Annotated in this window: 23 protein-coding genes and 1 other RNA gene; 11 read left to right on the forward strand and 13 right to left on the reverse strand. The window is 67.6% G+C overall.

The window, feature by feature from the left end; all coding sequences use genetic code 11:
- Positions 1 to 6: 6 nt before the first annotated feature.
- Positions 7 to 1902, reverse strand: a complete 1896-nt coding sequence (locus J2852_RS06215) for an O-linked N-acetylglucosamine transferase, SPINDLY family protein (RefSeq protein WP_209872562.1) — start codon at positions 1900 to 1902, stop codon at positions 7 to 9.
- Between the two features lie 22 nt (positions 1903 to 1924).
- Positions 1925 to 2863 carry an FAD-dependent thymidylate synthase gene (gene thyX / locus J2852_RS06220; protein WP_209872565.1) on the reverse strand — a complete coding sequence of 313 codons (939 nt, stop codon included), beginning with the start codon at positions 2861 to 2863 and terminating at the stop codon, positions 1925 to 1927.
- Between the two features lie 80 nt (positions 2864 to 2943).
- Here thyX and ssrA point away from each other — a divergent pair.
- From ssrA to J2852_RS06235, 3 genes are all read left to right on the forward strand, one after another.
- Positions 2944 to 3321, forward strand: a transfer-messenger RNA (tmRNA) gene (ssrA, locus tag J2852_RS06225).
- Between the two features lie 31 nt (positions 3322 to 3352).
- Entirely contained in the window at positions 3353 to 3874 is a 522-nt protein-coding gene (locus J2852_RS06230; protein ID WP_209872567.1) for an SspB family protein, read from the forward strand.
- A gap of 24 nt (positions 3875 to 3898) precedes the next feature.
- Entirely contained in the window at positions 3899 to 4267 is a 369-nt protein-coding gene (locus J2852_RS06235; RefSeq protein WP_209872570.1) for a TfoX/Sxy family protein, read from the forward strand.
- A 12-nt stretch (positions 4268 to 4279) separates the two neighbouring features.
- On the opposite strand, the gene J2852_RS06240 is transcribed toward J2852_RS06235, so the two are convergent.
- A complete protein-coding gene (locus J2852_RS06240) occupies positions 4280 to 4987 on the reverse strand; it encodes a COQ9 family protein (protein ID WP_209872573.1) in 708 nt (235 codons plus the stop codon).
- A 3-nt stretch (positions 4988 to 4990) separates the two neighbouring features.
- On the reverse strand, positions 4991 to 5533 hold the full coding sequence (gene def / locus J2852_RS06245; protein WP_209872576.1) for a peptide deformylase: 543 nt from the start codon (positions 5531 to 5533) through the stop codon (positions 4991 to 4993).
- A gap of 197 nt (positions 5534 to 5730) precedes the next feature.
- Between def and rpsU the strand changes: the two genes are divergently transcribed.
- The 3 genes from rpsU (at position 5731) to J2852_RS06260 (ending at position 7975) form a co-directional block, all read left to right on the forward strand.
- Positions 5731 to 5934, forward strand: a complete 204-nt coding sequence (gene rpsU, locus J2852_RS06250; RefSeq protein ID WP_012974546.1) for a 30S ribosomal protein S21 — start codon at positions 5731 to 5733, stop codon at positions 5932 to 5934.
- 198 nt (positions 5935 to 6132) lie between these two features.
- Positions 6133 to 6945, forward strand: a complete 813-nt coding sequence (gene panB / locus J2852_RS06255) for a 3-methyl-2-oxobutanoate hydroxymethyltransferase (RefSeq protein WP_425514357.1) — start codon at positions 6133 to 6135, stop codon at positions 6943 to 6945.
- A 97-nt stretch (positions 6946 to 7042) separates the two neighbouring features.
- Positions 7043 to 7975 carry a DMT family transporter gene (locus tag J2852_RS06260; protein WP_246499332.1) on the forward strand — a complete coding sequence of 311 codons (933 nt, stop codon included), beginning with the start codon at positions 7043 to 7045 and terminating at the stop codon, positions 7973 to 7975.
- 133 nt (positions 7976 to 8108) lie between these two features.
- Here the strand turns inward: J2852_RS06260 and J2852_RS06265 are convergent, their stop codons facing one another.
- The 4 genes from J2852_RS06265 to J2852_RS06280 form a co-directional block, all read right to left on the reverse strand.
- A complete protein-coding gene (locus J2852_RS06265) occupies positions 8109 to 8396 on the reverse strand; it encodes a DUF1330 domain-containing protein (protein ID WP_209872583.1) in 288 nt (95 codons plus the stop codon).
- Positions 8397 to 8485: 89 nt separating this feature from the next.
- Positions 8486 to 9880, reverse strand: coding sequence for an NAD(P)(+) transhydrogenase (Re/Si-specific) subunit beta (locus tag J2852_RS06270; protein ID WP_209872586.1), 1395 nt, complete (start codon positions 9878 to 9880; stop codon positions 8486 to 8488).
- Between the two features lies 1 nt (position 9881).
- Positions 9882 to 10301, reverse strand: a complete 420-nt coding sequence (locus J2852_RS06275) for an NAD(P) transhydrogenase subunit alpha part 2 (RefSeq protein WP_209872589.1) — start codon at positions 10299 to 10301, stop codon at positions 9882 to 9884.
- 12 nt (positions 10302 to 10313) lie between these two features.
- Positions 10314 to 11471 (reverse strand): Re/Si-specific NAD(P)(+) transhydrogenase subunit alpha, encoded by a 1158-nt coding sequence (locus J2852_RS06280; protein ID WP_209872592.1) that lies wholly within the window; start codon positions 11469 to 11471, stop codon positions 10314 to 10316.
- Positions 11472 to 11811: 340 nt separating this feature from the next.
- On the opposite strand from J2852_RS06280, the gene J2852_RS06285 reads away from it, so the two are divergent.
- Positions 11812 to 12060 carry a DUF2312 domain-containing protein gene (locus J2852_RS06285; protein WP_209872595.1) on the forward strand — a complete coding sequence of 83 codons (249 nt, stop codon included), beginning with the start codon at positions 11812 to 11814 and terminating at the stop codon, positions 12058 to 12060.
- A gap of 9 nt (positions 12061 to 12069) precedes the next feature.
- On the opposite strand, the gene J2852_RS06290 is transcribed toward J2852_RS06285, so the two are convergent.
- Together J2852_RS06290 and J2852_RS06295 are read right to left on the reverse strand one after the other, a co-directional pair.
- Positions 12070 to 14274 (reverse strand): anthranilate synthase, encoded by a 2205-nt coding sequence (locus J2852_RS06290; RefSeq protein ID WP_209872598.1) that lies wholly within the window; start codon positions 14272 to 14274, stop codon positions 12070 to 12072.
- Positions 14275 to 14494: 220 nt separating this feature from the next.
- Positions 14495 to 15106: a cation efflux transmembrane domain-containing protein gene (locus tag J2852_RS06295; RefSeq protein ID WP_343206686.1), complete on the reverse strand. Its 612-nt coding sequence runs from the start codon at positions 15104 to 15106 to the stop codon at positions 14495 to 14497.
- A gap of 199 nt (positions 15107 to 15305) precedes the next feature.
- Between J2852_RS06295 and J2852_RS06300 the strand changes: the two genes are divergently transcribed.
- Positions 15306 to 15743 (forward strand): CBS domain-containing protein, encoded by a 438-nt coding sequence (locus tag J2852_RS06300; protein ID WP_209872604.1) that lies wholly within the window; start codon positions 15306 to 15308, stop codon positions 15741 to 15743.
- A 47-nt stretch (positions 15744 to 15790) separates the two neighbouring features.
- Here the strand turns inward: J2852_RS06300 and J2852_RS06305 are convergent, their stop codons facing one another.
- Positions 15791 to 16012 (reverse strand): hypothetical protein, encoded by a 222-nt coding sequence (locus J2852_RS06305; RefSeq protein WP_209872607.1) that lies wholly within the window; start codon positions 16010 to 16012, stop codon positions 15791 to 15793.
- A 205-nt stretch (positions 16013 to 16217) separates the two neighbouring features.
- Between J2852_RS06305 and J2852_RS06310 the strand changes: the two genes are divergently transcribed.
- Complete coding sequence (locus tag J2852_RS06310; protein ID WP_209872610.1) at positions 16218 to 17213, forward strand: response regulator; 996 nt, start codon at positions 16218 to 16220, stop codon at positions 17211 to 17213.
- Positions 17214 to 17456: 243 nt separating this feature from the next.
- Complete coding sequence (locus tag J2852_RS06315; protein WP_209872613.1) at positions 17457 to 20951, forward strand: indolepyruvate ferredoxin oxidoreductase family protein; 3495 nt, start codon at positions 17457 to 17459, stop codon at positions 20949 to 20951.
- A gap of 763 nt (positions 20952 to 21714) precedes the next feature.
- Here the strand turns inward: J2852_RS06315 and J2852_RS06320 are convergent.
- Both J2852_RS06320 and J2852_RS06325 read right to left on the reverse strand, forming a co-directional pair.
- Positions 21715 to 22635 (reverse strand): anti-sigma factor family protein, encoded by a 921-nt coding sequence (locus tag J2852_RS06320; protein WP_209872616.1) that lies wholly within the window; start codon positions 22633 to 22635, stop codon positions 21715 to 21717.
- Positions 22635 to 23147, reverse strand: coding sequence for a sigma-70 family RNA polymerase sigma factor (locus J2852_RS06325; protein ID WP_209872619.1), 513 nt, complete (start codon positions 23145 to 23147; stop codon positions 22635 to 22637). The genes J2852_RS06320 and J2852_RS06325 overlap by 1 nt, the downstream gene beginning before the upstream one ends.
- A gap of 378 nt (positions 23148 to 23525) precedes the next feature.
- Here J2852_RS06325 and J2852_RS06330 point away from each other — a divergent pair, with 378 nt between their 5' ends.
- On the forward strand, positions 23526 to 23831 hold the full coding sequence (locus J2852_RS06330; RefSeq protein ID WP_209872622.1) for a hypothetical protein: 306 nt from the start codon (positions 23526 to 23528) through the stop codon (positions 23829 to 23831).
- Positions 23832 to 23955 lie beyond the last annotated feature (124 nt).

Consider the following 23955-nt stretch of genomic DNA (forward strand, 5'->3'; position numbering starts at 1 on the left):
GCTGCGTCAATCGAAGCTGAGGGAGAAGGACGCCCGCCCCTGCCCGGATTCGAAGCGCTGCCACATCACACCGTAGGCCGCTTCCAGCGCGCGGGTGAAGCGGACGCCATCCAGCGCCGGGGATTTGGCGAGGCGATCGCGCAGGCTTCCGCGCAGGCGGGACAGTTCGGCGGGGTCGGCCACCAGGGACGCGGCCTTGGCGACGTAGGCGTCCGGGCCGTCGGCGACCAGATCGGACAGGCCGGCGGAGGCGAGGTGCGTGACGGCATGGCGCGCGCTGAAGCGGTCGCCGCCCAGCGTCACCACGGGCACGCCCATCCAAAGCGCCTCCAGCGTCGTCAGACCGCCGGAGTACGGGAACGGGTCCAGCGCCACATCCACGCCCGCGTAGCCGGCCAGGAAAGCGCGGTGCGGCGCCCCGCGCAGCAGGTCCAGGCGGGCCGGGTCCACGCCCGCGCGCTCGAACCGGGCCCGGACGAGCGATGCAGTGCCCTCGTCCTCGAACCCCGGCGCGCGGAGCAGCAGGCGCGAGTCGGGCACAGCGGCCAGAACGCGCGCCCACAGCGCCACCACCTCGTCGTTCAGCTTGGGCAGGGCATTGAAGGAGCCGAAAGTGGGGTAGCCGCGCGCGGCGAGCGGCAGCGGCGACACCGGCGGCGCGTCCTCCGGCGGTCCCCAGGGGACGTAGGCGTCGGGCATGCGCACCACGCCCTCGATGCACCAGCCGTCAGCCCCCTCGGGGCTCTGGCGCGCGTCGGAGATCAGATAGTCCATGGCCGGCAGGCCGGTGGTGCCGACATAGCCGGCCCAGGTCGCCTGCACCGGCGCCGCGCGGCGGGCGAAGACCGGCAGGCGGTTGCCGGCGGTGTGGCCGGCCAGATCGACCAGAATGTGGATGCCGTCGGCGCGGATGCGCTCGGCCAGTGCCTCGTCGTCCAGGCCGGTGGTCCACACCCACTGGTCGGCGTGGTCCATCAACCGCTGGGTCTTCCAGTCGGAGTTGACGGTGTTGGCGTAGCAAATAGCCTCGAACTCCGTGCGGTCGTGATGGGCCAGCACGGGTTCCAGGAAGAAGCCGACGGGATGCGCGCGGAAGTCCGGCGAGACGTAGCCGATCCGCAGCTTCGGCGCGGGGGCCGGCACGGCGGGCGGCGGGCGGTCCGGGTGGCGGGCGCCCCAGTCGGCGTGCGCCTGGGCGATCTGCGGCAGCGTCAGGCCGGGCTGGAGCTGCATCAGGCAAAGGCGCGCGGCGTGCAGCGCGTCGGCGTCGGGGAACAGGGCCAGCGCGCTGTCGATCTCGGCCAGCGCCTCGTCGGCGCGGCCCTGCATGGCGAGCGCGCGGGTCGCGCGGTTGGCCCGGATCTCCGCCCGGCCAGGGTCGAGCGCAAGGGCCGTCTGATAAGCGGCGTCGGCCTCGCTCAGCCGGTTCATCTCGGCCAGCGTGTTGCCGAGGTTGTAGGGGTGAACCCAGCTGGCCGGGTCGAGCCGGGCGGCGCGGTCGTAGAGCGCGAGGGCCTCCGCCCGCCGGTCCTGCACGCGCCGCAGCACGGCCAGATTGGCGACGGCGGCGAGGCTCTTCGGGTTCAGGGCGACGGCGCGGTGGAGCGTGTCGCTGGCCTTGTCGGCGTGCCCGGCGGCACGGATCGCCTCGGTCGCGGCGAGCAGCCCCTCCATCGCGATGTCCTGCGACGGGTCGAGGTTCAGCGCGCCGCAGTAGGCGTTCGCGGCGGCCGCCGCGTGCCCCATGCTTTCCAGCACGAGGCCGTAGTTGGCCCACCAGATCGGCACGCCGGGATAGGCCTCGATGGCCTTGCCGATCAGGTCCAGCGCGTCCTCGAACCGGCCGGCCTGCGCCGCGACGAGGCCCTGGCGGTGAAGTCCATCGGCCTCGTGCGGCGTCATGGGGATGCTCCTAGGAGGCGGTTTACTCGGGGCGGCCCAGCTGGTCCATCAGTTCGCGCCATTCGCGCTTGGACAGGCCGCTGTTGTCCTGGGTAACGGTCTCGCCGGACAGCATGCGCTTCACGACCTCCAGCCCGGTCTTCGAGACGTGCGTTCCGCCGAGGCGGTATTCGCTGAAGGACTCGAACACGGCCGGAACCCAGCGCTTCACGACGTCCAGCATGGCTTCCGCATAGACGCGGATCTCGTACTGGGCGTGGGTGTCGGCGCGCAGGGACAGGAAGTGCAGGAGGTTGTGGAGATCGACCTTCCAGTACCACTGCGTGTAGTAGTTCAGCGTCAGGTTCATGCGCGCCAGCTCGCGGGCGAGGCCCTGGCGAGACTCGTCGATGGTCGTGCCATCCTCGCGCTGGTTCAGCATCTCCTCATAGTGCGCGTAGACGGCTTCGGAATCGTCGCGCAGCAGCTTCAGGACGCTGGCCGCCTCCTCGCCTTCCAGCACGTCGCCACGGCCCTGGCGGTTCACCACGGCCTGGGCGCCCAGCTGTTCGAGGGCCGGAATGTAGAACTCGCGATCGAGGATCGAATAGCGCGCGGAGTATTCGTTGACGTTCGCCGTGCGATGGCGAATCCACTGGCGCGCCACGAAGATGGGCAGCTTGACGTGGAACTTGATCTCGCACATCTCGAACGGGGTCGAGTGGCGGTGGCGCATCAGATACTTGATAAGGCCGGCGTCCTCGGTGACCTTCTTCGTGCCCTTGCCGTAGGACACGCGGGCGGCTTGCACGACGGCCGAATCGTCGCCCATATAATCGATGACGCGCACAAAGCCGTGGTCCAGGACCTCGATCGGCTCGTAGAGGATCTCCTCCAGGGCCGGGACGGTGGCGCGGCGGGTGGTTGCGGTGACGGCGCGCAGGCGGTCGATCTCGGCGCGCTGCTCGGGCGTGATCGGCATGGGTACTCCGGGACTGAATTCGGGGCGCACTCTACGACCGGTCGGATTTCCCGTCATCCCCTTTCAGATTCTCCCCCTCCCCCCTTTCATTAACGGGCGGAAGCGCATATATTACCTGCGTCGGTCGCACCGACTATGGCGATAAACGCCTTGCGGAATAAGCGTTGTGGACCCGGGGGCGGTACCCGGCGCCTCCACCAACACACACACCGGACCTTTGGTCGTTGGGCCTTGGGGGCGGGTTCGTTGGGGGCGAAATAGGATCGACACGCGTGGTAAAGGCATGGTCTTCGCTCGGCATGGTTCCGCCGTTATCGGGCCATTGCAATAGTTGCCAACGACAACGTTGCTCCGGTCGCCGTCGCCGCTTAATGCGGTTAGGTGATCGAAATTAAATCCCTGATGGGTTGCACCTGAGGGTGGGGCCGTGGGCCGCCTAGCAACAGAAGGCCCACACTTACCTTTTCTGGCGTTAAGGACCGCCCAAGCATGCCGAGAGAGCAGTTGCGTTATGACCGTATGGTCGAGGCCGCCTTGCGCGGTGTCGTCCGAGACGCACTTCGCGAAGTCGCCGAACGCGGGCTCCCAGGCAACCATCACTTCTACCTGACCTTCCGCACGTCCTTTCCGGGCATCGAGATCCCGGAATATCTGGCGGCGCAGTATCCCAACGAAATGACCATCGTGATCCAGTACCAGTATTATGGGCTGGAGGTGCTCGACGATCATTTCGAGGTGACGCTGAGCTTCAACAACATGCATGAGCGGCTGGTCATTCCCTACGCCGCCATCACCACCTTCGCCGACCCGTCGGTGAATTTCGCCCTGCAGTTCCAGCCGATGGCTCCGGCCGAATCGGCCGAAGTCGCCTCCATCCCGGCCCGCGAGGCGCCGGAACGCAAGGAGGAGGCCAAGCCGGCCGCCAAGCTGGCCAAGGTCGAGACGGACGCCGCCGAGGACGCGCCGAAGCGCGGCGAAGTCGTGGCGCTCGACGCCTTCCGCAAGAAGTAAGCCCCAGAAGCAAGCCCGCACCCCATGGCCCCGGCCCCGCCCAGCGACTTCGTCCAGATGGTCTGCGAGTCGCTGGCGCCGATGGGCGATCTGGCCGTCCGCCGCATGTTCGGCGGGTACGGGATCTATTGCGACGGGATGTTCTTCGCGCTGGTTGCGGACGAGACTCTGTATTTCAAGGTCGATGATGGCAACCGCGCCGACTACGAGGCGCTGGGACTGAAGCCCTTCAAGCCGCTCGACGACAAGCCCGTGACGCTGTCCTACTATCCCCCACCCGAATCGGCGCTGGATGAACCGGGCAAACTGCTGCGCTGGGCTCGTCCGGCCTTCGCCGCGGCGGTAAGGGCCGCCGCCGCGAAGAAGCCGAAACGGAAGACCGTGAAGGCCTAGAGACTTTCCGCCCTAAATGTTCTCCGCCATGTGAATGGTGGCGTTGGCGGCCTGGACGCTGTCGCTGCGCTGACGGATCAGCCGGGCGAAGCGCATGGGGCTCGGCAGGTGGGTCAGCAGGCTGCCGAAGCGCCCCACCGACGACACGGCCTTGCCCATGTTCATCACGTCGTTCAGGCGCCGGTCCACGAAGGCCCAGGTCTCCTCGTGCCCTTCGGAGCGGTCGTCGAGCCAGTAGAAGGTCGCGGAGCTGAGCACCGCTGCCAGCGTGGCGCGCTTGGTGTAGTGGTTGAAGTCGGTCGCCGTGTCGCCGGCCGCGAACCACATGGCGTCCACCGTCCGGTACAACATGCGCAGGCCGAGTGGAATGTTCTGCGGCATGGCCAGATAGGCGATCAGGCGCCGCTTGGCCTCCATGTGCGGCTCCAGCACCTCGAAATGGGTGCGGACGGCCAGCGCGATCTTGTCGCGCACCTTCATGTCGTCCAGCGGGTGCTTGTCCAGCTCCGCCAGCATGCGGCGGTCGGTCCAGTCACCGAAATGCTCGACCAGTTCCACGACCTCGCCGGGGAAGGCGCGGTGCATGGTCGCCGTGTCGTAGCCGGCCATCTGCGCGCCGTCGCGCAGGGCCTGCATGCTCCAGCCGTCGAAGACGACGTTGGGCAGCGTGGACAGCAGGATGTCGTCCCGCACCACGTCCATATCCAGGGCAGCATCCATCACTCAGTCCCTCCCCTGTTCACCCGTGAGCGCGGCGGCCACGTGGTGCGACTCTTCATTGAACGCGAGATAGCGCAGATCGGGCATGCGGTCGATGTAAAGAACGCCATCCAAGTGATCGGCCTCGTGCTGGATGACGCGGGCGTGGAAGCCGCTGGCCTCGCGCTCGATGGCCTCGCCGTCCAGCCCGACGCCGCGATAGCGGATCCGGGCGTGGCGCGGCACGACTCCGCGCATGCCGGGAATCGACAGGCAGCCTTCCCAGCCCAGTTCCATCTCCTCGCCCAGCGGTTCGATGACCGGGTTGACGAGGACGGTGGTCGCCACCGATTCGCCGCCCGAGCGGTCGGCGGGCACGCGGAAGACGATGATCCGCCGCGACTCGTGCACCTGCGGAGCCGCCAGCCCGACGCCGGGCGCATCCATCATGGTGTCGATCATGTCGGCGGCGAGCCGCCGGATCTCCGGATCGGTCGGGTCCGGCACGGGCGATGCCACCGCGCGCAGGACCGGATGCCCCATGCGGGCGATCTTCAAAAGGGCCATGAATCCATTATCTGGGAGGGGAACCGCGTCCGGCAACCGTTGCGTCCGCGCCGCGCCCTGCTCTTTGACTCAAGACTCCGCTTCACATGGGGTCTTATCCGTGGTACACAATCGTCCACACAAGGGGTGCGCCCGCAAGCGCATGCCTGTTTGTTGCCTAAAAGCAACTCGGCTCACTTGGAAGGGTGACAGTTAACGTGCAAGTTCTGGTCCGAGACAACAACGTCGATCAGGCCCTCCGCGCGCTGAAGAAGAAGATGCAGCGCGAGGGCATTTTCCGGGAAATGAAGCTGCGCCGGAACTACGAGAAGCCCTCGGAGAAGCGCGCTCGCGAGAAGGCTGAGGCGGTGCGCCGCACCCGCAAGCTGCTCCGCAAGCGTATGGAGCGCGAGGGCTACTAGTCGCCGGGCGCGTTTCGCGCCGGATTGACAGGCGCGCTTCGGCGCGCTGGGCACCCAAGGCGCGTACGCGCGCCAGCCCCTCTTGTGTCTTGCACCTGCCGCCCCGCGCCTGTCGCGTGGGCGGTTTTGGTGTATCCGCATCTTGCCGGCCGAAATCCGGCGAATCGATGAGGTGGGCCGTTGAGCGCTTCGAAGGACATTGCCCGTGTTTCCGTGCCCGCCTTGCGCGCCCGCAAGGGTGGTGAGCCGATCGTCTGCCTGACCGCCTACACGGCTCCGATCGCCCGTCACCTCGACCCGCACGTCGATCTGCTACTGGTCGGCGACTCGCTGGGCATGGTGGTTTACGGCTTCGACAGCACCTTGGCCGTCACGCTGGACATGATGATCGCCCATGGCGCCGCCGTGGTGCGCGCCTCCCGCCACGCCTGCGTGGTGGTGGACCTGCCCTTCGGCAGCTATCAGGAAAGCCCCCAGGTGGCCTACCGCAACGCCGCCCGCGTGATGTCGGAGACCGGCGCCCAGGCGGTGAAGCTGGAAGGCGGGGCGGAGATGGCCGAGACGGTCGCCTTCCTGACCAGCCGAGGCGTGCCGGTGATGGGCCATGTCGGCCTGCTGCCGCAGTCGGTCAACGCGCTGGGCGGCTACAAGGCCGTCGGCCGCGACCCGGCCAGCGCCGAGCGCATCCGCGCCGACGCCCAGGCGATCGCCGATGCCGGGGCCTTCTCCATCGTGATCGAGGGCACCATGGAGTCGCTGGCCCGCCAGATCACCGAGGACGTGGCGGTTCCCACCATCGGCATCGGCGCCTCGCCGGCCTGCGACGGCCAAGTGCTGGTCACCGACGACCTGCTGGGCCTGTTCAGCGACTTCCAGCCGAAGTTCGTGAAGCGCTACGCGCAGCTTGGCGACGCGGTGGGCGCGGCGGCGGCCGAGTACGCCGCCGACGTGAAGACACGGCGCTTTCCGGGGCCGGAGCATTGCTTCGGGGTGAAGAAGGCGACGGCGTAGGCGCGGTCGCCCCTCCCCTGCTCCCGCGCAAGAATCGGGTGGCCCGCGCCGAGCGGGCCGATGCATCGTCCCCCTCCATAATTGACGGAGGAACGGGATGACGCCGCGCATGGGGGGCCGGGAGTGGCTCTTGCTAGTGCTGCTGTCGGTGCTGTGGGGCGGGTCGTTCTTCTTCAGCAAGGTGGCGCTGGCGGAGTTAAAGCCCTTCACCGTCGTGCTGGGGCGGGTCGGCCTCGCGGCGGTCGCGCTGCTGGTCATCCTGCGCCTTTCGGGGTTCCGCATGCCCGACTCGGCGCGGATGTGGGGCGCCTTCGTCGCGATGGGCACGCTCAACAACCTGATCCCGTTCAGCCTGATCTTCTGGGGGCAGACGCAGATCGCCAGCGGGCTCGCGGCGATTCTCAACGCGACGACTCCGCTGTTCACCGCCGTGCTGGCGCATGCCCTGACGCGGGATGAACGACTGACGCCGAACCGGCTCGGCGGGGTGCTGCTGGGGGTGGTGGGCGTCGCCGTCATGATCGGGCCGGCGGCCATGGAAGGGCTCGGGCTGAACGTGCTGGCGCAAGCGGCCGTGCTGGGCGCCGCCGTGTCCTACGCCTGCGCGGGCATCTTCGGGCGGCGCTTCCGGGGAATGCCGCCGTTGGTCACGGCGGCCGGGCAAGTGACGGCGACGGCGGTGATGATGCTGCCCATCGCGTTGATCGTGGACCGGCCGTGGACCGGTGTCATGCCCGGACCCGCGACGCTGGGGGCGCTGGCCAGTCTGGCACTGCTCAGCACGGCCGTGGCCTACGTGATCTTCTTCCGCATCTTGGCGACGGCCGGGGCGGTCAACATCGCGCTCGTCACCTTCCTGATTCCGGTCAGCGCGTTGCTGCTCGGCATGGGCATCCTGGGCGAGACCATCGAGCCGCGCCAGTTCGCCGGGATGGGCTTCATCGGGCTGGGACTGGCGGCCATCGACGGACGGCCGCTCCGCCTGCTCATAGGTCGGCGGAGGATCACTTCCAGTGCCCGCCGACCGTGAAACTTGGCAAATCAATGCGCCAGCTCTCGCCCTGCGCCTTTGGCGAAGGGCTGCCGCCAGCGCTTTCAGAATGAAAGCGCGATAGGCATTGATCGAGAGGGTGATACGGCCGGAGCCTTCAGGCGCGGCCGTATCAGGCGCCGTCTACCAGCATCATCCTGAAATCGGCGGCGTTCTTGCGGGCCTCGCGCGCCTCGCGGTACTCGGGGCTGTCGTAGAAGCGCTTGGCCGTGGCGTAGTCCGGGAATTCCAGGATCACCGTGCGGTTGGCGGGCCAGTCGCCCTCCAGCGTCTCGGCCTGACCGCCGCGCGCCAGGAACCGGCCGCCATGGGCGGCGATGGCGGCGGGGGTAAGCTTCTTGTACTCCTCGTAGGCGACGGGGTCGGTGACCTTCACGTCGGCGATGATGTAGGCGGGCATCGTTTCCTCCCTTTCCTCGGATGTGCAAAACCCCCGAGGCACAGGATGCCTCGGGGGTTTGCGTCATACCAGAGCCGATCAGGAAGAGCTTACGCTTCCATCGACTTCACGACCTCTTCGGTGACCTTCTTAGCGTCGCCGAACAGCATCATGGTGTTAGGGCGGAAGAACAGCTCGTTCTCCACGCCGGCGTAGCCGGAGGCCATCGAGCGCTTGATGAAGAACACCGTCTTGGCCTTCTCCACGTCGAGGATCGGCATGCCGTAGATCGGGCTTTGCGGGTCGGTCTTGGCCGCCGGGTTGGTCACGTCGTTGGCCCCGATCACGAAGGCCACGTCGGCCGTGCCGAAGTCGCGGTTCACGTCCTCCAGCTCGAACACCTCGTCGTACGGCACGTTGGCCTCGGCCAGCAGCACGTTCATGTGCCCGGGCATGCGCCCCGCCACCGGGTGGATGGCGTACTTGACCTCCACGCCCTCCTTCTTCAGGTGGTCGGCCATCTCGCGCAGCGCGTGCTGCGCCTGCGCCACCGCCATGCCGTAGCCCGGCACGATGATCACCGACTGCGCGTTCTTCATGATGTAGGCCGCGTCCTCCGGCGAGCCGGCCTTCACCGTCCCGCGCTCGCCGCCGCCGCCCGCCGCCGCCGCCGCGCCCTCGCCGCCGAAGCCGCCGAGGATCACGTTGAAGATCGAGCGGTTCATGCCCTTGCACATGATGTAGGACAGGATCGCACCCGACGAGCCGACCAGCGCCCCGGTGATGATCAGCAGGTTGTTCTGCAGCGTGAAGCCGATGCCCGCCGCCGCCCAGCCGGAGTAGCTGTTCAGCATCGAGATGACCACCGGCATGTCCGCCCCGCCGATGGGGAGGATCAGCAGGAAGCCGAGCGCCAGCGCCACGATCACGATCAGCCACATGGCGACCGAGGCGTTCGACTGCACCAGCCAGAGGATCAGCAGGATGGTCAGCACGCCCAGGCCGGCGTTGAGGTGGTGCTGGAAGGGGAAGACCAGCGGCTTGCCCGAGACCAGCCCCTGCAGCTTGGCGAACGCGACGATGGAGCCGGTGAAGGTGATGGCGCCGATGGCGGTGCCGAGCGCCATCTCGACCAGCGAGCCCTTGGCGATGGCGCCGGGCACGCCGATGCCGTAGGCGGCCGGCGAGTAGAAGGCGGCGAGCGCGACGAACACGGCGGCCAGACCGACCAGGCTGTGGAAGGCGGCGACCAGCTGGGGCAGCGCGGTCATCTCGATCTTCTTGGCGATGACGTAGCCGATGCCGCCGCCAATCGCGATGCCGAGGACGATCATCCAGTAGGACTGGACGATGGGCAGGGCCAGCGTGGTGAGGATGGCGATGGTCATGCCGACCATGCCGTAGATGTTGCCCTGGCGCGAGGTCTCCGGGCTGGAGAGGCCGCGCAGCGCCATGACGAAGCAGACCGAGGCGACCAGATAGAGAAGGGCGGCGAGGGTTTCCATCTTACTGACCCTTCTTCTTGAACATGCTGAGCATGCGCTGGGTGACGAGGAAGCCGCCGAAGATGTTGACGCTGGCCAGGATGACGGCGAGGAAGCCCATCACCTTGGAAAAGCCGAACCCGGCCGGGCCGGCGGCGATCAGGGCGCCGACGATGATCACCGAGGACACCGCGTTGGTCACCGCCATCAGCGGCGAGTGCAGCGCCGGGGTGACCCGCCACACCACGTAGTAGCCCACAAAGCAGGCCAGCACGAACACCGTCAGGCCGGTGATGAAAAAGCTGCCGTGGCCGGCGGCCTCCGCCGGGACGGCGGGCACCTGGGTGGCCACCTGGGCGGCCAGCGCGTCGGCCTGCTGGCTGAGCGCGGCAAGGTTCGCCTTCAGCTCGGCAAGGCGCGCGGTCAGTTGGGTCTGGTCCATGTGTTTCCTCCCTTAGACCGTCTGGCCGGCGAAGGCGGGGTGGACGACCTGGCCGTCGCGGGTCAGCGCGATGGCCTTGACGATCTCGTCGTCCCAGTTGAGCGCGATGCCCGTGTCCTTGTCGTGCAGCGACTGCAGCAGGGCGAGCAGGTTCTTGGCGTAGAGCAGCGACGCCGACTCGGCGATGCGGCTGGGGTAGTTGCCGTGCCCGACGATCTTCACACCATTGGCTGTGGTCACCACCTCGCCGAGCTTGGAGCCCTCGACGTTTCCGCCCTGCTCCACCGCAAGGTCGATGATCACCGAGCCCGGCTTCATCGAGGCGACATGCTCGGCGGTCACCAGCACCGGGGCCTTCCGGCCGGGGATCAGCGCGGTGGTGATGACGATGTCCTGCTTCTTGATGTGCTCGGCCACCAGCGCCGCCTGCTGGCGCTTGTAGTCGTCCGACATCTCCTTGGCGTAGCCGCCGGCCGTCTCGGCCTGTTTGAACTCCTCGTTCTCCACCGCGACAAAGCTGCCGCCCAGGCTCTGCACCTGCTCCTTGACCGCCGGGCGCACGTCGGTGGCCGAGACGATGGCGCCCAGCCGCTTGGCGGTGGCGATGGCCTGCAAGCCGGCGACGCCGACACCCATGATGAAGGCGCGCGCCGGCGGCACGGTGCCGGCGGCGGTCATCATCATCGGAAAGGCGCGGCCGTACTCAGAAGCGGCGTCCACGACGGCCTTGTAGCCGGCGAGGTTGGCTTGGCTCGACAGCACGTCCATGACCTGGGCGCGGGTGATGCGCGGCATGAACTCCATGGCGAAGGCGTTCACCCCGGCCGCCGCGTAGGCCTGCAGCGACTCGCGGGCGTTGTGCGGCTGGAGGATGCCGAAGAGCAGGGCGCCGCGCTTGATCAGCGCCAGCTCGTCCTCACCGCCCTCGGCGGCGGTCAGCGGGCGCTGCACCTTCAGCACGATGTCGGCGTCGGCCAGCGCCGAGGCCGCGTCGGGCGCGATGGTGGCGCCGGCCGCCGCGAACACCGCGTCCGGCAGGTTCGAGCCGAGGCCCGCACCGGTTTCCACGACCACGTCGAGGTTGAGGGCTTTCAACTTCTTGACCGTCTCCGGCGAGGCCGCGACGCGGTGCTCGCCCGCGCGGCGCTCCCTGGGTATGGCGACTTTCATTGCTTTTCTTCTCCCTGCCGCGAAGTGGCCGATTTCCGGGCAATCGGCATAGTCCATAGGCATGAATGCCGGATTTGTGACGCTTTGTGAAGCGGCACCTCGACGATGGTATTACCAGCGGAGTTGCTGCGTCGCAATAATTTGGATGCGCTTCCCGCCATGCGCGCACGCAGAGAGCAAGGTCGCTGCATTCTCAACAACACGCCATACCACTTTCTGGCAAGGCGGCGGCTGGCTGTGGCAACGGGTGCCGGGGGGCGGCTGCCCCCTTGCCATCGTCCCCGGCCATGGATATCGTCCCGCCCCGTTTCCGAATGTCCCTATTTGAGGTTACCTGATCATGTCCGACGTCGGCGGCATTGCGGCGGATCGCCTGAGGTCCTTCGTCGAGCGCATCGAGCGCCTCGAAGAGGAGAAGCGCGGCCTTCAGGAGGACGTCAAGGAAGTCTACGCCGAGGCCAAGGGCACCGGCTTCGACACCAAGATCATCCGCCAGATCATCCGCCTGCGGAAGATGGACAAGGCCGACCGCCAGGAACAAGAAGCGCTGCTGGACCTCTACAAGGAAGCCCTAGGGATGGTGGAATAAGCAGCCTTTTCAGGCCGCTTTCTCCACAACCGCATTCCGCCCGGCCAGCCGGGCCATGACGTTTCCGATCAATGACAGTCCGGCACCTCCCCCGAGCGACAGGATCGACTCGGGATGGAACTGCACGGCCGCGAGCGGCAGGCGGCGGTGTTCGACGGCCATCACCTGCCCGTCGTCCGTCTCCGCCGTCACCCGCAACTCATCCGGCAGCCGATCGCGCCGCGCCACCAGCGAGTGGTAGCGGCCCACGGTGAGGCGGTCCGGCAAACCGTCGAACATGCAGCCGCCGAGTATCCGCACGTCCGACGCCTTGCCATGGACCGGTTCCGGCAGCACGGACAGTTCGCCACCAAAGCGCTCCACCATGCCCTGAAGGCCGAGGCACACCCCGAACACCGGCACGCCGAGGTCCAGGGCGGCGTCGATGGTCCCGGACAGGTCGAAGTCCGCCGGGCGGCCGGGACCGGGCGACAGAACGACGAGGTCCGGCGGGTTGGACGCTAGCGCCGCGCGGGCGTGAGTGTGGCGCAGGGTCGTCACCGCCGCACCGGTCTGCCGCAGATAGTCGGCCAGCGTGTGCACGAAGCTGTCGTCGTGGTCCACCAGCAGCACGCGCTTGCCCTGCCCCGTCTTCGGAGCCGGCAAGGTCGTGGCGGGAGCCGGAAGCAAGCCCCGGATAGCGTCGCGGAAGGCGGCGGCCTTCAGGTGGCATTCGGCGTTCTCGGCGTCCGGGTCGCTATCGGACAGCAGCGTCGCGCCGGCGCGGACGAAGGCCACGCCGTCCTTCATGCGGATGGTGCGCAGCGTCAGCCCGGTGTCCATCCCGCCGTCGAATCCCAGCCGTCCGAAGGCCCCACCGTACCAGCGGCGCGGCGATTTCTCCGTATCCTCCAGGAACTGCATGGCCCAGCGCTTCGGCGCGCCAGTCACCGTGACCGCCCAGCTGTGGGTCAGGAAGGCGTCGAGCGCGTCGAATTCCGCCCGCAAGGTGCCCTCGACATGGTCAACCGTGTGAATCAGGCGGGAGTACAGCTCGATCAGCCGCCGGCCGATGACGCGGACGGAGCCGGGCTCGCACACCCGCGCCTTGTCGTTGCGGTCCACGTCGGTGCACATGGTCAGCTCCGCCGCGTCCTTGGCCGAGTTCAGCAGCCGCAGGATCTGCGAGGCGTCGCCCAGCGCGTCCGCCCCGCGCGCGACCGTGCCGGAGATCGGGCAGGTCTCGATGCGGCGGCCCTGCACGCGGACATACATCTCTGGGCTGGCGGCGACGAGGAATTCACCGAAACCGAGGTTGACGAGGGCCTCGTACGGCGCGGGGTTGGCTTGCCGCAGGCGGCGGAAGACGGTGGAGGGGCTGTCCGAGCACGGCTCGGCAAAGGTCTGGCCGGGCACCACCTCGAACAGGTCGCCGCGCCGGAAGGCGGCCTTGGCGGCCTCGACCACCCGTTGGTACTCGCCGGGGGCATGGTCCGCCTCGGCCGCCGCGTTGGTGTCCGGGCGGTAGGGATGGGCGCGGCCGGTGCGCGCCAGACCGGCGGTGGAGGCGTCACCGCAGGCGAACTCGTAGGAGAAGCGGCGGGCCACCCCGGCGGACGGGTCCACGGCGACCAAAGTGTCGGGGAGGTAGAGGACAAGGTCGCGCTGGTCGTCCGGACGCTCCAGCGTCAAGCGGATCGGCTCGAACTGAAAGGCAAGGTCGTAGGCGAAGGCGCCGTAGAGCCCCAGCAATGGATCGCCCAACACCAGATCGTCCGGGGCGGCGAAGAGGTCGAGCAGGACGCGCAGCACGGAGAAGACGGAGGGCTGGCGGCTGCGCTCCTCCTCGGCGAAGGAGTGGGTTGGTTTGCGGACCAGCACCGTGACGCGGGCGGGTGCGGTCTCGATTCCGGCCAGCGCCTCCATGCCGCGCAGGGCGGCGGCGATGGCGGGCAGCAGCACGCGACCCCGCGCGTTCAGGGCGTCGATGCGCACCGTGCGGCCGCGCGCGGTGATCGCCAGCGGCGGATCGGTGAAGCCCAGCGCGAAGCGGCGGTAGCGGCCCGGCGCCTCCACCCCGCTGCCCAGCACCAGGCCGCGCCGGGTGTCGAGCACGGCGATGATCGGGTCGAGCGCGGCGTCGGGGTCCAGCGCTTCGGCCGTGCGGGCGATGGTCAGGCCGCCGCGCGTGCGGTAACCGAGCGGGTCGAGGTGCTTGGGATCGGCGAGGAACATCTGGGGTCTCCTGTGACGGCGCACCCGGAGATCCCTGCTCGACACCCTGATTCCCGATATGGAAAAGGCCGCCCCGGAACCTCCGGGCGGCCTTTGATCGATGTGTGCGCTCACGCGCGTTGGCTGGCCGGCCCGGTTAGACGGGCCACCACCAACGACGGCTGAGGGTGAGCGACGGCGTGTTCATGACTGGAAGTTCGCCACAGCGGATGTGGGGTTGTCAAGCGGGCTCGCCGTGATAGGCGCGCAGCTCGCCCATAGCCTGCCGCAGGATCGACCAGGCGGCGGACAGCGACAGGCTGGCGATCACGGCGGCGACCAGGATGTCCGGCCAGCCCTGCCCCATCGCCCAGACGCCGCCCGCCGCCATAATGACCGCGATATTGGCCATCGCATCGTTGCGCGAGCACAGCCAGACCGAGCGCATGTTGGCGTCGCCGCGCCGGCTGGCGAACAGCAGCGCCGCGACCGAGACGTTGGCGGCCAGCGCCAGCAGCCCGACGAGACTCATCACCGGCGCGTCGGGCACGGTACCGGCGTAGGCATTCCAAGCGGTCGAGCCCACCACCCACAGCCCCATGGCGCCCAGCGACAAACCTTTCAGCAGGGCGGCGCGGGCGCGCCATTCCAGCGCCTTGCCCAGCACCCACAGGCTGACGCCGTAGTTGGCGGCGTCGGCCAGGAAATCCAGCGCGTCGGCGCGGAGCGCCATCGAGTCCGCGTCGATGCTGGCCGTCAGCTCGATCACGAACATGATCGCGTTGATCAGCAGGGCCATGCGCAGGATGCGGCGATAGTCGGCCTGCCGGCCGCCGCCACCCTTCCCGCCCACTCCGCAACCACCCCCGCAACAATCGCCGGCCATGCCGTTCATCTCCCTCGCTTTGCGACGCGCGCCCTACCCTACGGGCTTGGCGCGGAGGCGTCCACATCAATAAGGACTGTCTAATGTATGGGTGTCATGCCTTGCCGCCATGGGCCTTCGCACCACGCTCTTTGGACGAGGTTCCAAGCAACAAGGGAGGAAGGACATGACCACCGTTGCCGACGTTTTGAACCACAAGGGCCGCAGCGTCGTCTCCATCCTGCCGTCGGAATCGGTCGAAACGGCCGCACGCCTGCTGACCGACAAGCGCATCGGCGCCGTCGTGGTCCGTGACCGGCGCGGGAAGCTGATCGGGATCCTGTCCGAACGCGACATCGTCCGCGCGGTGGCCCTGCGCGGAGCGGACGCGATGGAACACACGGTCGAGGATCTGATGACCAAGACGGTCAAGACCTGCCGGCCCGCCGACACGATCAAGGAGGTGATGCAGATGATGACCCTGCGCCGCCACCGCCACGTACCGGTGTGCGACGATGCGGGCGACCTCGTCGGCGTCGTGTCCATCGGCGACGCGGTCAAGGCCCGCCTGGACGAGCAGGCCCACGAGGTGGCCGTGCTGAAGGATTTGGCGCTTACGCGGTAGCGCCCGGTGCCCCCTCCCACGCGGGAAACGTGGGAGGGGGCAACCGGTTACTTGTCCCTCTTCTGCCCGGTGTCCTTGCCCACGGTGACGGTCGTCTCGGGACCGCCGCCGGTGGAGGTCTGCGCGTCCGTGTAATCTCCGGTGGACTCGCCCATGCCCATTCCGGCTCGTCCGGGCAGCGGGCCGCCGTCGGCGGGGGATGCCGAACCGGGGGTGGGATGGCTCTCCACGGTCTGATCCTCGGCTTTGCGGTTGTCTCGTTCGGCCATGCGAGCCTCCTTCCTTCGCGCCTTTCCGACCACCAACACCCACTTTCGAACGGAGTTCCGGACAAGAATCCACACCCCGCACGGTGAAGGCGCAGCGCGGTTGCGACCCGGAATCGCGCTAACACGTCTCCACGCCCTGCAATGCGCGGAAGGGAGCCGAATATTTGACTTCAGCCCAGGAGCCCGAACCAGCCGGACCCCGCCCATGCCGCGACGCTACCCGAGCCAGCTCAAGATCCTCCTCGTCGATGACAACCCGCTGCTGCTGCGCGCCTTGAAGGACATGCTGAACCTTTGGGGCGTCGGTCAGGTCATCGCCGCCGCCGATGGGCAGGAAGCCAAGGAGCTGCTGCGGCGCGAGCCCTACGACCTGCTGGTCACCGACTGGGTGATGGAGCCGGTCGGCGGCGCGCAGCTGCTGAACTGGGTGCGGGAGTCGCCGGGAAGCCTGAACCCCGACCTGCCGATTATCGTGCTGACCGCCAACGCTGATCTGGCCACGGTCCGCGCCGCCTGGGACGCCGGGGCGGATTCCGTGCTGGCGAAGCCCGCGCCCGCCGCCACCATCGCCCGCCGGATCGAAACCGTGCTGGCGAACCCGCGCCGCAATCGGACCAAGACCGCCGGCCCGGAGCCGCGGCGACCGGAACACCCCTCCGCCGACCGGCCGGCCGCAGCCGCTAACCCCGCCCTGCCCAACGCGACGCCCCCCAACGCCACGCCCACCGGCGCTCCGTTGCGCCTGCCGCCGCCCGGCGTGCCGGTGCGCTCGGCCGATCCGAAGCGGGTGCGGCTGCTGCTGGCGCTTGATCGGTTGGAGGCGGCGCTGGACAAGCCCGACGCCATCGGGTCCCGCCTGCGGCACGCCGTGTCCGACCTTCAGATCGCCTCGCACGGCAACCACGGGGCGGCGGCCATCGTCGGTTCCCTGTCCACGTGCGTCACCTGGGTCGAGCCGGACGCCGAGGGCTTCGGCGAGGCGGTGCAGGCCCACGTCGCGGCGCTGCGCTGGATCGCGTCCTGCGACGAAGGGGGAGCCGACACGCTGATCGCCGTGCGCGCCCTGATCCGGTCCCTGCGCGCCACGGTGCGTTCGCTGACCCTGCGCGGCGCGGCCGATGCCGACATCTGGCCGGAGCCCGCGCCCACCCCCCAGCAGGGCGCATGGGGGAGCGACGGCACCCCCCTGCCTCCGGCCTGAAATCCTTCCCATATCGTTAGAGCGGGAACAGCGAGAGAGCGGGAATTTCCGCGCAGGCGGGGATTCCCGACGCTCCGTTTCCGGGCACCGCCGCCTTCCCGACCGTTCCTTGCTTTTTGCGAACGGGGCCGCGACGGGCGTTGCCGCATACGACAGCCTTGATTACCTTTTTGCCTAGCAAACAAAAATAACGACCAAAAAACACCGGCGCCCAAAAGCCGCGCCTACATGGGGAAGGAAAAAATGGCTCTCGCAACCGTGACTCTGGAGGACAAGTACGCGCTCGAACAGGGACGCGTGTACCTCACGGGCACCCAGGCACTGGTCCGCCTGCCGATGATGCAGCGCCAGCGCGACCTTGCGGCGGGTCTGAACACCGCGTGCTTCATCTCGGGCTATCGCGGCTCGCCGCTGGGCGGGCTCGACCAGAATCTGTGGAACGCGCGGAAGTTCCTGGAGAAGAACCACATCCAGTTCCAACCCGGCGTGAACGAGGAGTTGGGCGCCACCGCCGTCTGGGGCAGCCAGCAGGTCGGCATGTTCCCGGGCGCCAAGTACGACGGCGTCTTCGCCATGTGGTACGGCAAGGGGCCGGGCGTCGACCGCTCCGGCGACGTGTTCAAGCACGCCAACGGCGCCGGCACGGCGAAGAACGGCGGCGTGCTGGTGCTGACCGGCGACGACCACAACGCCAAGTCCTCCACCTTCCCGCACCAGTCCGAACACGCCTTCATGCACGCCATGATTCCGGTCCTGAACCCGGCCGGCGTGCAGGAGATCCTGGATTACGGCCTGATCGGCTGGGCGATGAGCCGCTATTCCGGCTGCTGGATCGCCATGAAGACCATCGCGGAGACGGTGGACAGCTCCGCGTCGGTGTACATCGACCCGCACCGCGTGCACCCCGTCATCCCGACCGATTTCCAGATGCCCATGGGCGGTCTGAACATCCGCTGGCCCGACCCGCCTCTGGAGCAGGAATACCGGCTGATGAAGCACAAGCTGTACGCCGCCCTGGCGTTCGCGCGTGCCAACAAGCTGGATCAGGTGGTGATGGCCTCGCCCCGGCCGCGCTTCGGCATCGTCACCACCGGCAAGTCCTATTTGGACGTCCGGCAGGCCTTCGACGAGCTGGGCATCACCGAGGAGATGGCGGCGGATTGGGGCATCACCGTCTACAAGGTCGCCATGCCCTGGCCGCTGGAGCGCGAGGGCGCCCGCCACTTCGCCGAGGGGCTGGAGGAGATCGTCGTCGTCGAGGAGAAGCGCGCGGTCATCGAGAACCAGCTGAAGGAACAGCTCTACAACTGGCACCCCGACGTGCGCCCGCGCGTCGTCGGCAAGTTCGACGAGAACAACGAGTGGATCCTCCCCTCCGCCGGTGAGCTGTCGCCGGCCCAGATCGCCGTGGTGATCGGCCGCCGTCTGGGGCGCTTCATCGACAACGAGAACCTGAAGCAGCGCGTCGCCTTCCTGGACGCCCAGGAGAAGCAGAAGGCCCACGTCGCCCGCGTCGTGCGCAAGCCGACCTTCTGCTCCGGCTGCCCGCACAACACCTCCACCCATGTGCCGGACGGCAGCCGCGCGCTCGGCGGCATCGGCTGCCACTACATGGCGACGTGGCTGGACCGCAAGACCGACACCTTCACCCAGATGGGCGGCGAAGGCGTGCCGTGGGTCGGCCAAGCCCCCTTCACCGAGGAAAAGCACATCTTCGCCAACCTCGGCGACGGCACCTACTACCACTCCGGCATCCTGGCGATCCGGCAGGCCATCTCGGCCAAGGCGAACATCACCTACAAGCTGCTGTTCAACGACGCGGTCGCCATGACCGGCGGCCAGCCGCTGGACGGCACCCTGACCGTGCATTCGCTGGCCCAGCAGCTGCGCGCCGAGGGCGTGCAGCGCATCGTCGTCGTCTCCGACGAGCCAGAGAAGTACGGGGTCGGCAGCGGCCTGCCCCAGTTCACCACCGTCGAGCACCGCGACGACCTGGACCGTGTCCAGAAGGAGATGCGCGAGGTCGGCGGCGTCAGCGTCCTGATCTACGACCAGACCTGCGCCACCGAGAAGCGCCGCCGCCGCAAGCGCGGCAAGATGGTGGACCCGGCCAAGCGCGTGGTCATCAACGAGCTGGTCTGCGAGGGCTGCGGTGACTGCTCCGTCAAGTCGTCCTGCGTGTCGGTCATCCCTCTGGAGACGGAGTTCGGCCGCAAGCGCCAGATCGACCAGTCGTCCTGCAACAAGGACTATTCCTGCACCAAGGGCTTCTGCCCCAGCTTCGTGACGGTCGAGGGCGGCCAGCTGCGCAAGCCCAAGCCCGCCGCCGCGAAGGGCGTCGAATCCAAGGATCTGCCCGCCCCCACCCTGCCCAGCCTCGACCGGCCGTGGAGCCTCTACGTCACCGGCGTCGGCGGCACCGGCGTGGTGACCATCGGCGCCCTGCTCGGCATGGCCGCGCACATCGAGGGCAAGGGCGTCGGCGTGCTGGACATGACCGGCCTCGCCCAGAAGGGCGGCGCCGTCACCAGCCACATCCGCATCGCCCCGAAGCCGGAGGACATCCACTCCGTCCGCATCGCCGCCGGCGGGGCCGACGCGGTGCTGGGCTGCGACCTGATCGTGGCGGCGGCCGGCGATGGCCTGTCGAAGATGACCCGTGGCCGCACCCGCGCGGTCATCAACACCCACGACACCATCACCGTGGACTTCCTGAAGAAGCCGGACTTCACGGTGCCGGTCCGCGACCTCGTCGCCGACATCCGCCGGGCCTGCGGCGACAAGGCGGTGGACGCCTTCGACGCCACCCGCCTCGCGACATTGCTGCTCGGCGACAGCATAGCGGCCAACCCCTTCCTGATGGGCTACGCCTGGCAGAAGGGCCTGATCCCGATCTCCGAGGATTCCATCCTCAAGGCGATCGAGCTGAACGGCGTTGCGGTCAAGATGAACACCGACGCCTTCCTGTGGGGCCGCCGCGCCGCCGTGGACCTCGTCGCCGTCGAGGAAGTCGCCACCCCGCCCAAGCCCCCCGGAGGCGACCTCTTCATCCTCGACCAGCGCCGCCCCTCCGCCACGCTGGACGAGGCCATCGAGCGCCGCACCCGCTTCCTGACCGACTATCAGGACCGCGCCTACGCCGCCCGCTACCATTCGCTGGTCGATTGGACCCGCCGCATGGAGGGCCAGCGCGCCCCCGGCTCCACCAAGCTGACCGAGGCGGTGGCCCACGGCTACTTCAAGCTACTCGCCTACAAGGACGAGTACGAGGTGGCCCGCCTCTACACCGACACCGGCTTCGTCGAGCAGGTCGGCCGCATGTTCGAAGGCGACTGGAAGCTGACCTTCCACATGGCCCCGCCCGTCCTGGGCGAGACCGGCGAGGACGGCGGCGAACCCAAGAAGAAGACCTTCGGCCCCTGGATGCTGAAGGCCCTGGCGCTGCTCAGCAAAGGCAAGCGCCTGCGCGGCACCCCGCTCGACCCCTTCGGCTGGCTTGCCGAACGTCGCATGGAACGCCGCCTGATCGTCGAGTACGAAACCACCATGGGCGAAGTCCTGCACGGCCTGACCCGCGAGAACCTCGCCACGGCCGTCGAGATCGCCCGCCTGCCCCTGGAGATGCGCGGCTACGGCCACGTGAAGAACCGCAACGTCGAAGCGGCCAAGGCGAAGGAGGCCAAGCTGCTGGAGACCTTCCGCCAGCCCGCCACCCCGCAGCCGATGGCGGCGGAGTAAGGGGTTTGGATTGAGGATGGGGGTGCGAGAGGCTTTGCCTCTCGCGCTCTCCACCAAGGGCCGATGTGGCCCTTGGATCCCGTTACTTTGAGTTATGCACTGAACGCATAAAGGCCGTTGAGCATCGTTGTGCAGATTGTGCACTGGGCGCACTCTGCACAATGGGCCGAACGGCCTTTTTTCTTTATATAACCAGAGCGTTATGCGGCAAAGTTCGTAAGCTTACATTGTGCATCCGTTGCGCGATAGCAAAGCTGAGGTCATGCGCATAACGCACACGTCCGTTAACCGGTGCAACATCATGCGACATATTTTCGAGTATGTTGCATTGGTTAACAGACGCACGTTGGGAGTTAATGGAAGGAATTTTAGCCTAGAGCAAACGCCAAGACAACGGCGCCAGTCAGGCCACTCATCGTCATTCCCGCGAAAGCGGGAATCCAGGCCGGGCAAGCGCCAAAACGGATTTCCTTTGGTCATGGACGCATCTTTTCCTGCCGTCATGCCCGGCCTTGAGCCGGGCATCCACGGCCACCTTGGAGCGTGCCCGTGCTGGCGTGGATGACCGGGTCAAGCCCGGTCATGACGATGGAAGAGCGTTCACAGCAAACGGAAATCCGCTTTAAGGCGCGAAGCTTTTTGGCTCCCCGCCTTCGCGGGGATGACGGGAATGGCAACGCAGTGGTGAAAGTTAGTCCAGGGTCCCAAGGGCCACATCGGCCCTTGGTGGGGAGCGCGAGGGGTAGCGCCCCTCGCTTTACCCTCAGCTGTCCTTCGGCTTCTGCGTGTCGCTGACCGGCTGGACGCCGTTTTGCTGCTGCTCCTGAGGCTGGTTCTGCTGGTCCTGCTGCGGAGGCGGGTCGCGGCGCGGGGGGCCGGCCTTGACGTCGTTGTAGACGGCTTCGGCGATGCCCAGCAGTTCTTCCTTGGACAGGCGGCCGGCCAGCGCGTAGGCAAGCGAGCCTTCGACCCAGTAGAAGGTCGCCACGTCGCCGTTCTGGGTGAAGCTGAACTTGGACGGATTGCCGGCCTGGGGGGCGCCGACGAACAGCGTGATCCGCTTGTTCTGGTCGTTGATGTACATGTACTGCGCGCCAGCACCGAGGTCGGTCGGGAGCGAGCGGCCGCCGATCAGACGGTAGCCGACCTTGCCGAGATCCGGGCCGAACACCTCGCGGCCCACGCGCTTGGACAGCCAGCTGTTCAGTTCGTCCTGATTGTCGGCGCCTAGCTCCACCTGAAAGCGTTCGTCGGAGGTGTAGAAGCGGTGGGCCTGCGAGGCTTCCTCGGCGAAGGTGGCAAGGCTCTGGCGCTGCTGCACGGCGGGCGAGTTGTTGACCGCACCTCGGCCCAGCCAGCCGCCGCCCGCACCCGCGACCACCAGCATCACGGCGGCGGCCATGCGGACCCACGGCTTGGCGTGCCAGGACGGGGCGTTGTCGTTGCCGGCGATGCGGCCGCGCAGCTTTTCGGTCAGGTCGTGCACCGGGTCGCTGGCGGGCTCGCGCAGGACGGGATCGAAGATCTCGTGCAGAAACGCCGCCTGGGCGCGGTAGTCCTCCGCCCGGCGCGCGGCTTCGGGATCGTCGGCCAGCCACCGTTCGACGACGAGCCGTCGCTCCGGCGCCAGCTGGCCGTCCACATAGGCGTGGAGTTCGTCGTCGGTTACACGATGCGCGTTCATCACTTCACCCGCCTGAGGGTCACGGAGCCCTCGTTCGACAGCTTCGCCCTGACCGCCTCGCGCGCCCGCGAGAGGCGCGACATGACGGTCCCGATCGGAACGCCGAGCATCTCGGCGACTTCCTCGTATTTCAGGCCCTCAAGCGCCACCAGCAGAAGCACCTTGCGCTGCTCCTCGGGCAGTTCGTCCACCGCGCGCATCATCTCGCGCAGTTCGACGCGCTCCTCCTGCCGAGCCGGGGAGACCAGCTTCGACTCGACCGCATCGACATCGACCTCGTCGGGTCGCGCGGCCTTGGAACGGACCTGATTGACGTGGACGTTGTGCAGAATCGTGAACAGCCACGCCCGCAGGTTCGTCCCCGCCTTGAAGGTGTCGGAGCGCGCCACCGCGCGCGTCAACGCCTCCTGCACCAGATCCTCGGCGTCCGCACGGTTGTTGCGCAGCAATGCTCGCGCGTAACGGCGCAGCGACGCGATGTGGACTTCCAGCTCGACCCCGAACTTGCTCAACCGCGCACCCGATCCGTTTCCGTTGGGCCGCGATTGGCCGCGGCTCTCCTTCAGGTAGGAAGACGCGGCGTTCCATCCAGGGCAAAGGGGCCGAGGAGGCCCGGTGCTGACTGGGTGAACGCGCGCCGCTCATCGTTTATTCCAGACTTTGATGGCCGTGCAGCAGAATTTTGGCGGAATCGCGGCACACGCAGCTTCAATGGCGAAAGGCGCTGGTTTATTTCGGGTGCGCAACGGAACAATTCGGAGCGAGGCCGCGCCGGTTGGGGTGGTTTTCCGGCTCTTTCGGGTGAAGGCTTGAACGTGGCAAATCGCCGCTGTGTGACATTATCGTGAGCGACCTCGCGGCAGTCTCGGCAAGAATGCGCACGCCTCGTCATGAAACGTCATTACGACACCATCGAGATCCTGATCACAGCCCGCCATCTGGAGGCGCAGGGCATCCGTCCGTCCGTGCGGATGCTGCGGCTGGCGTTGGGCGGCGGCAGCAACGCCGCGATCTCGCAGGCGCTGGCAGTCGCCGAGCTGACCCCACTGGAGGAACTGATTCGGCGGCGGCGCGAGAATCTGGATTTGGACCTTACCAACGCGCGACGCGCGCTCGCCGAACTGGAGGCGGAGCAGGCGCGGCTGGATGAGTTGGAAGACTCGTTGAAGGTCTTAGGAAAGCCGGAATTGGATTAGGAGTTTATTGTCCACAGATCAACACAGATCAACACAGATGAATTGATACACTGCACACTGACCGCTGCGAAGCTCCATAAAAATCTGTGTCCATCTGTGTTCATCTGTGGACAAAAAAGAAAAA

Source organism: Azospirillum soli (genome assembly GCF_017876165.1).
Lineage (GTDB): Bacteria > Pseudomonadota > Alphaproteobacteria > Azospirillales > Azospirillaceae > Azospirillum > Azospirillum soli.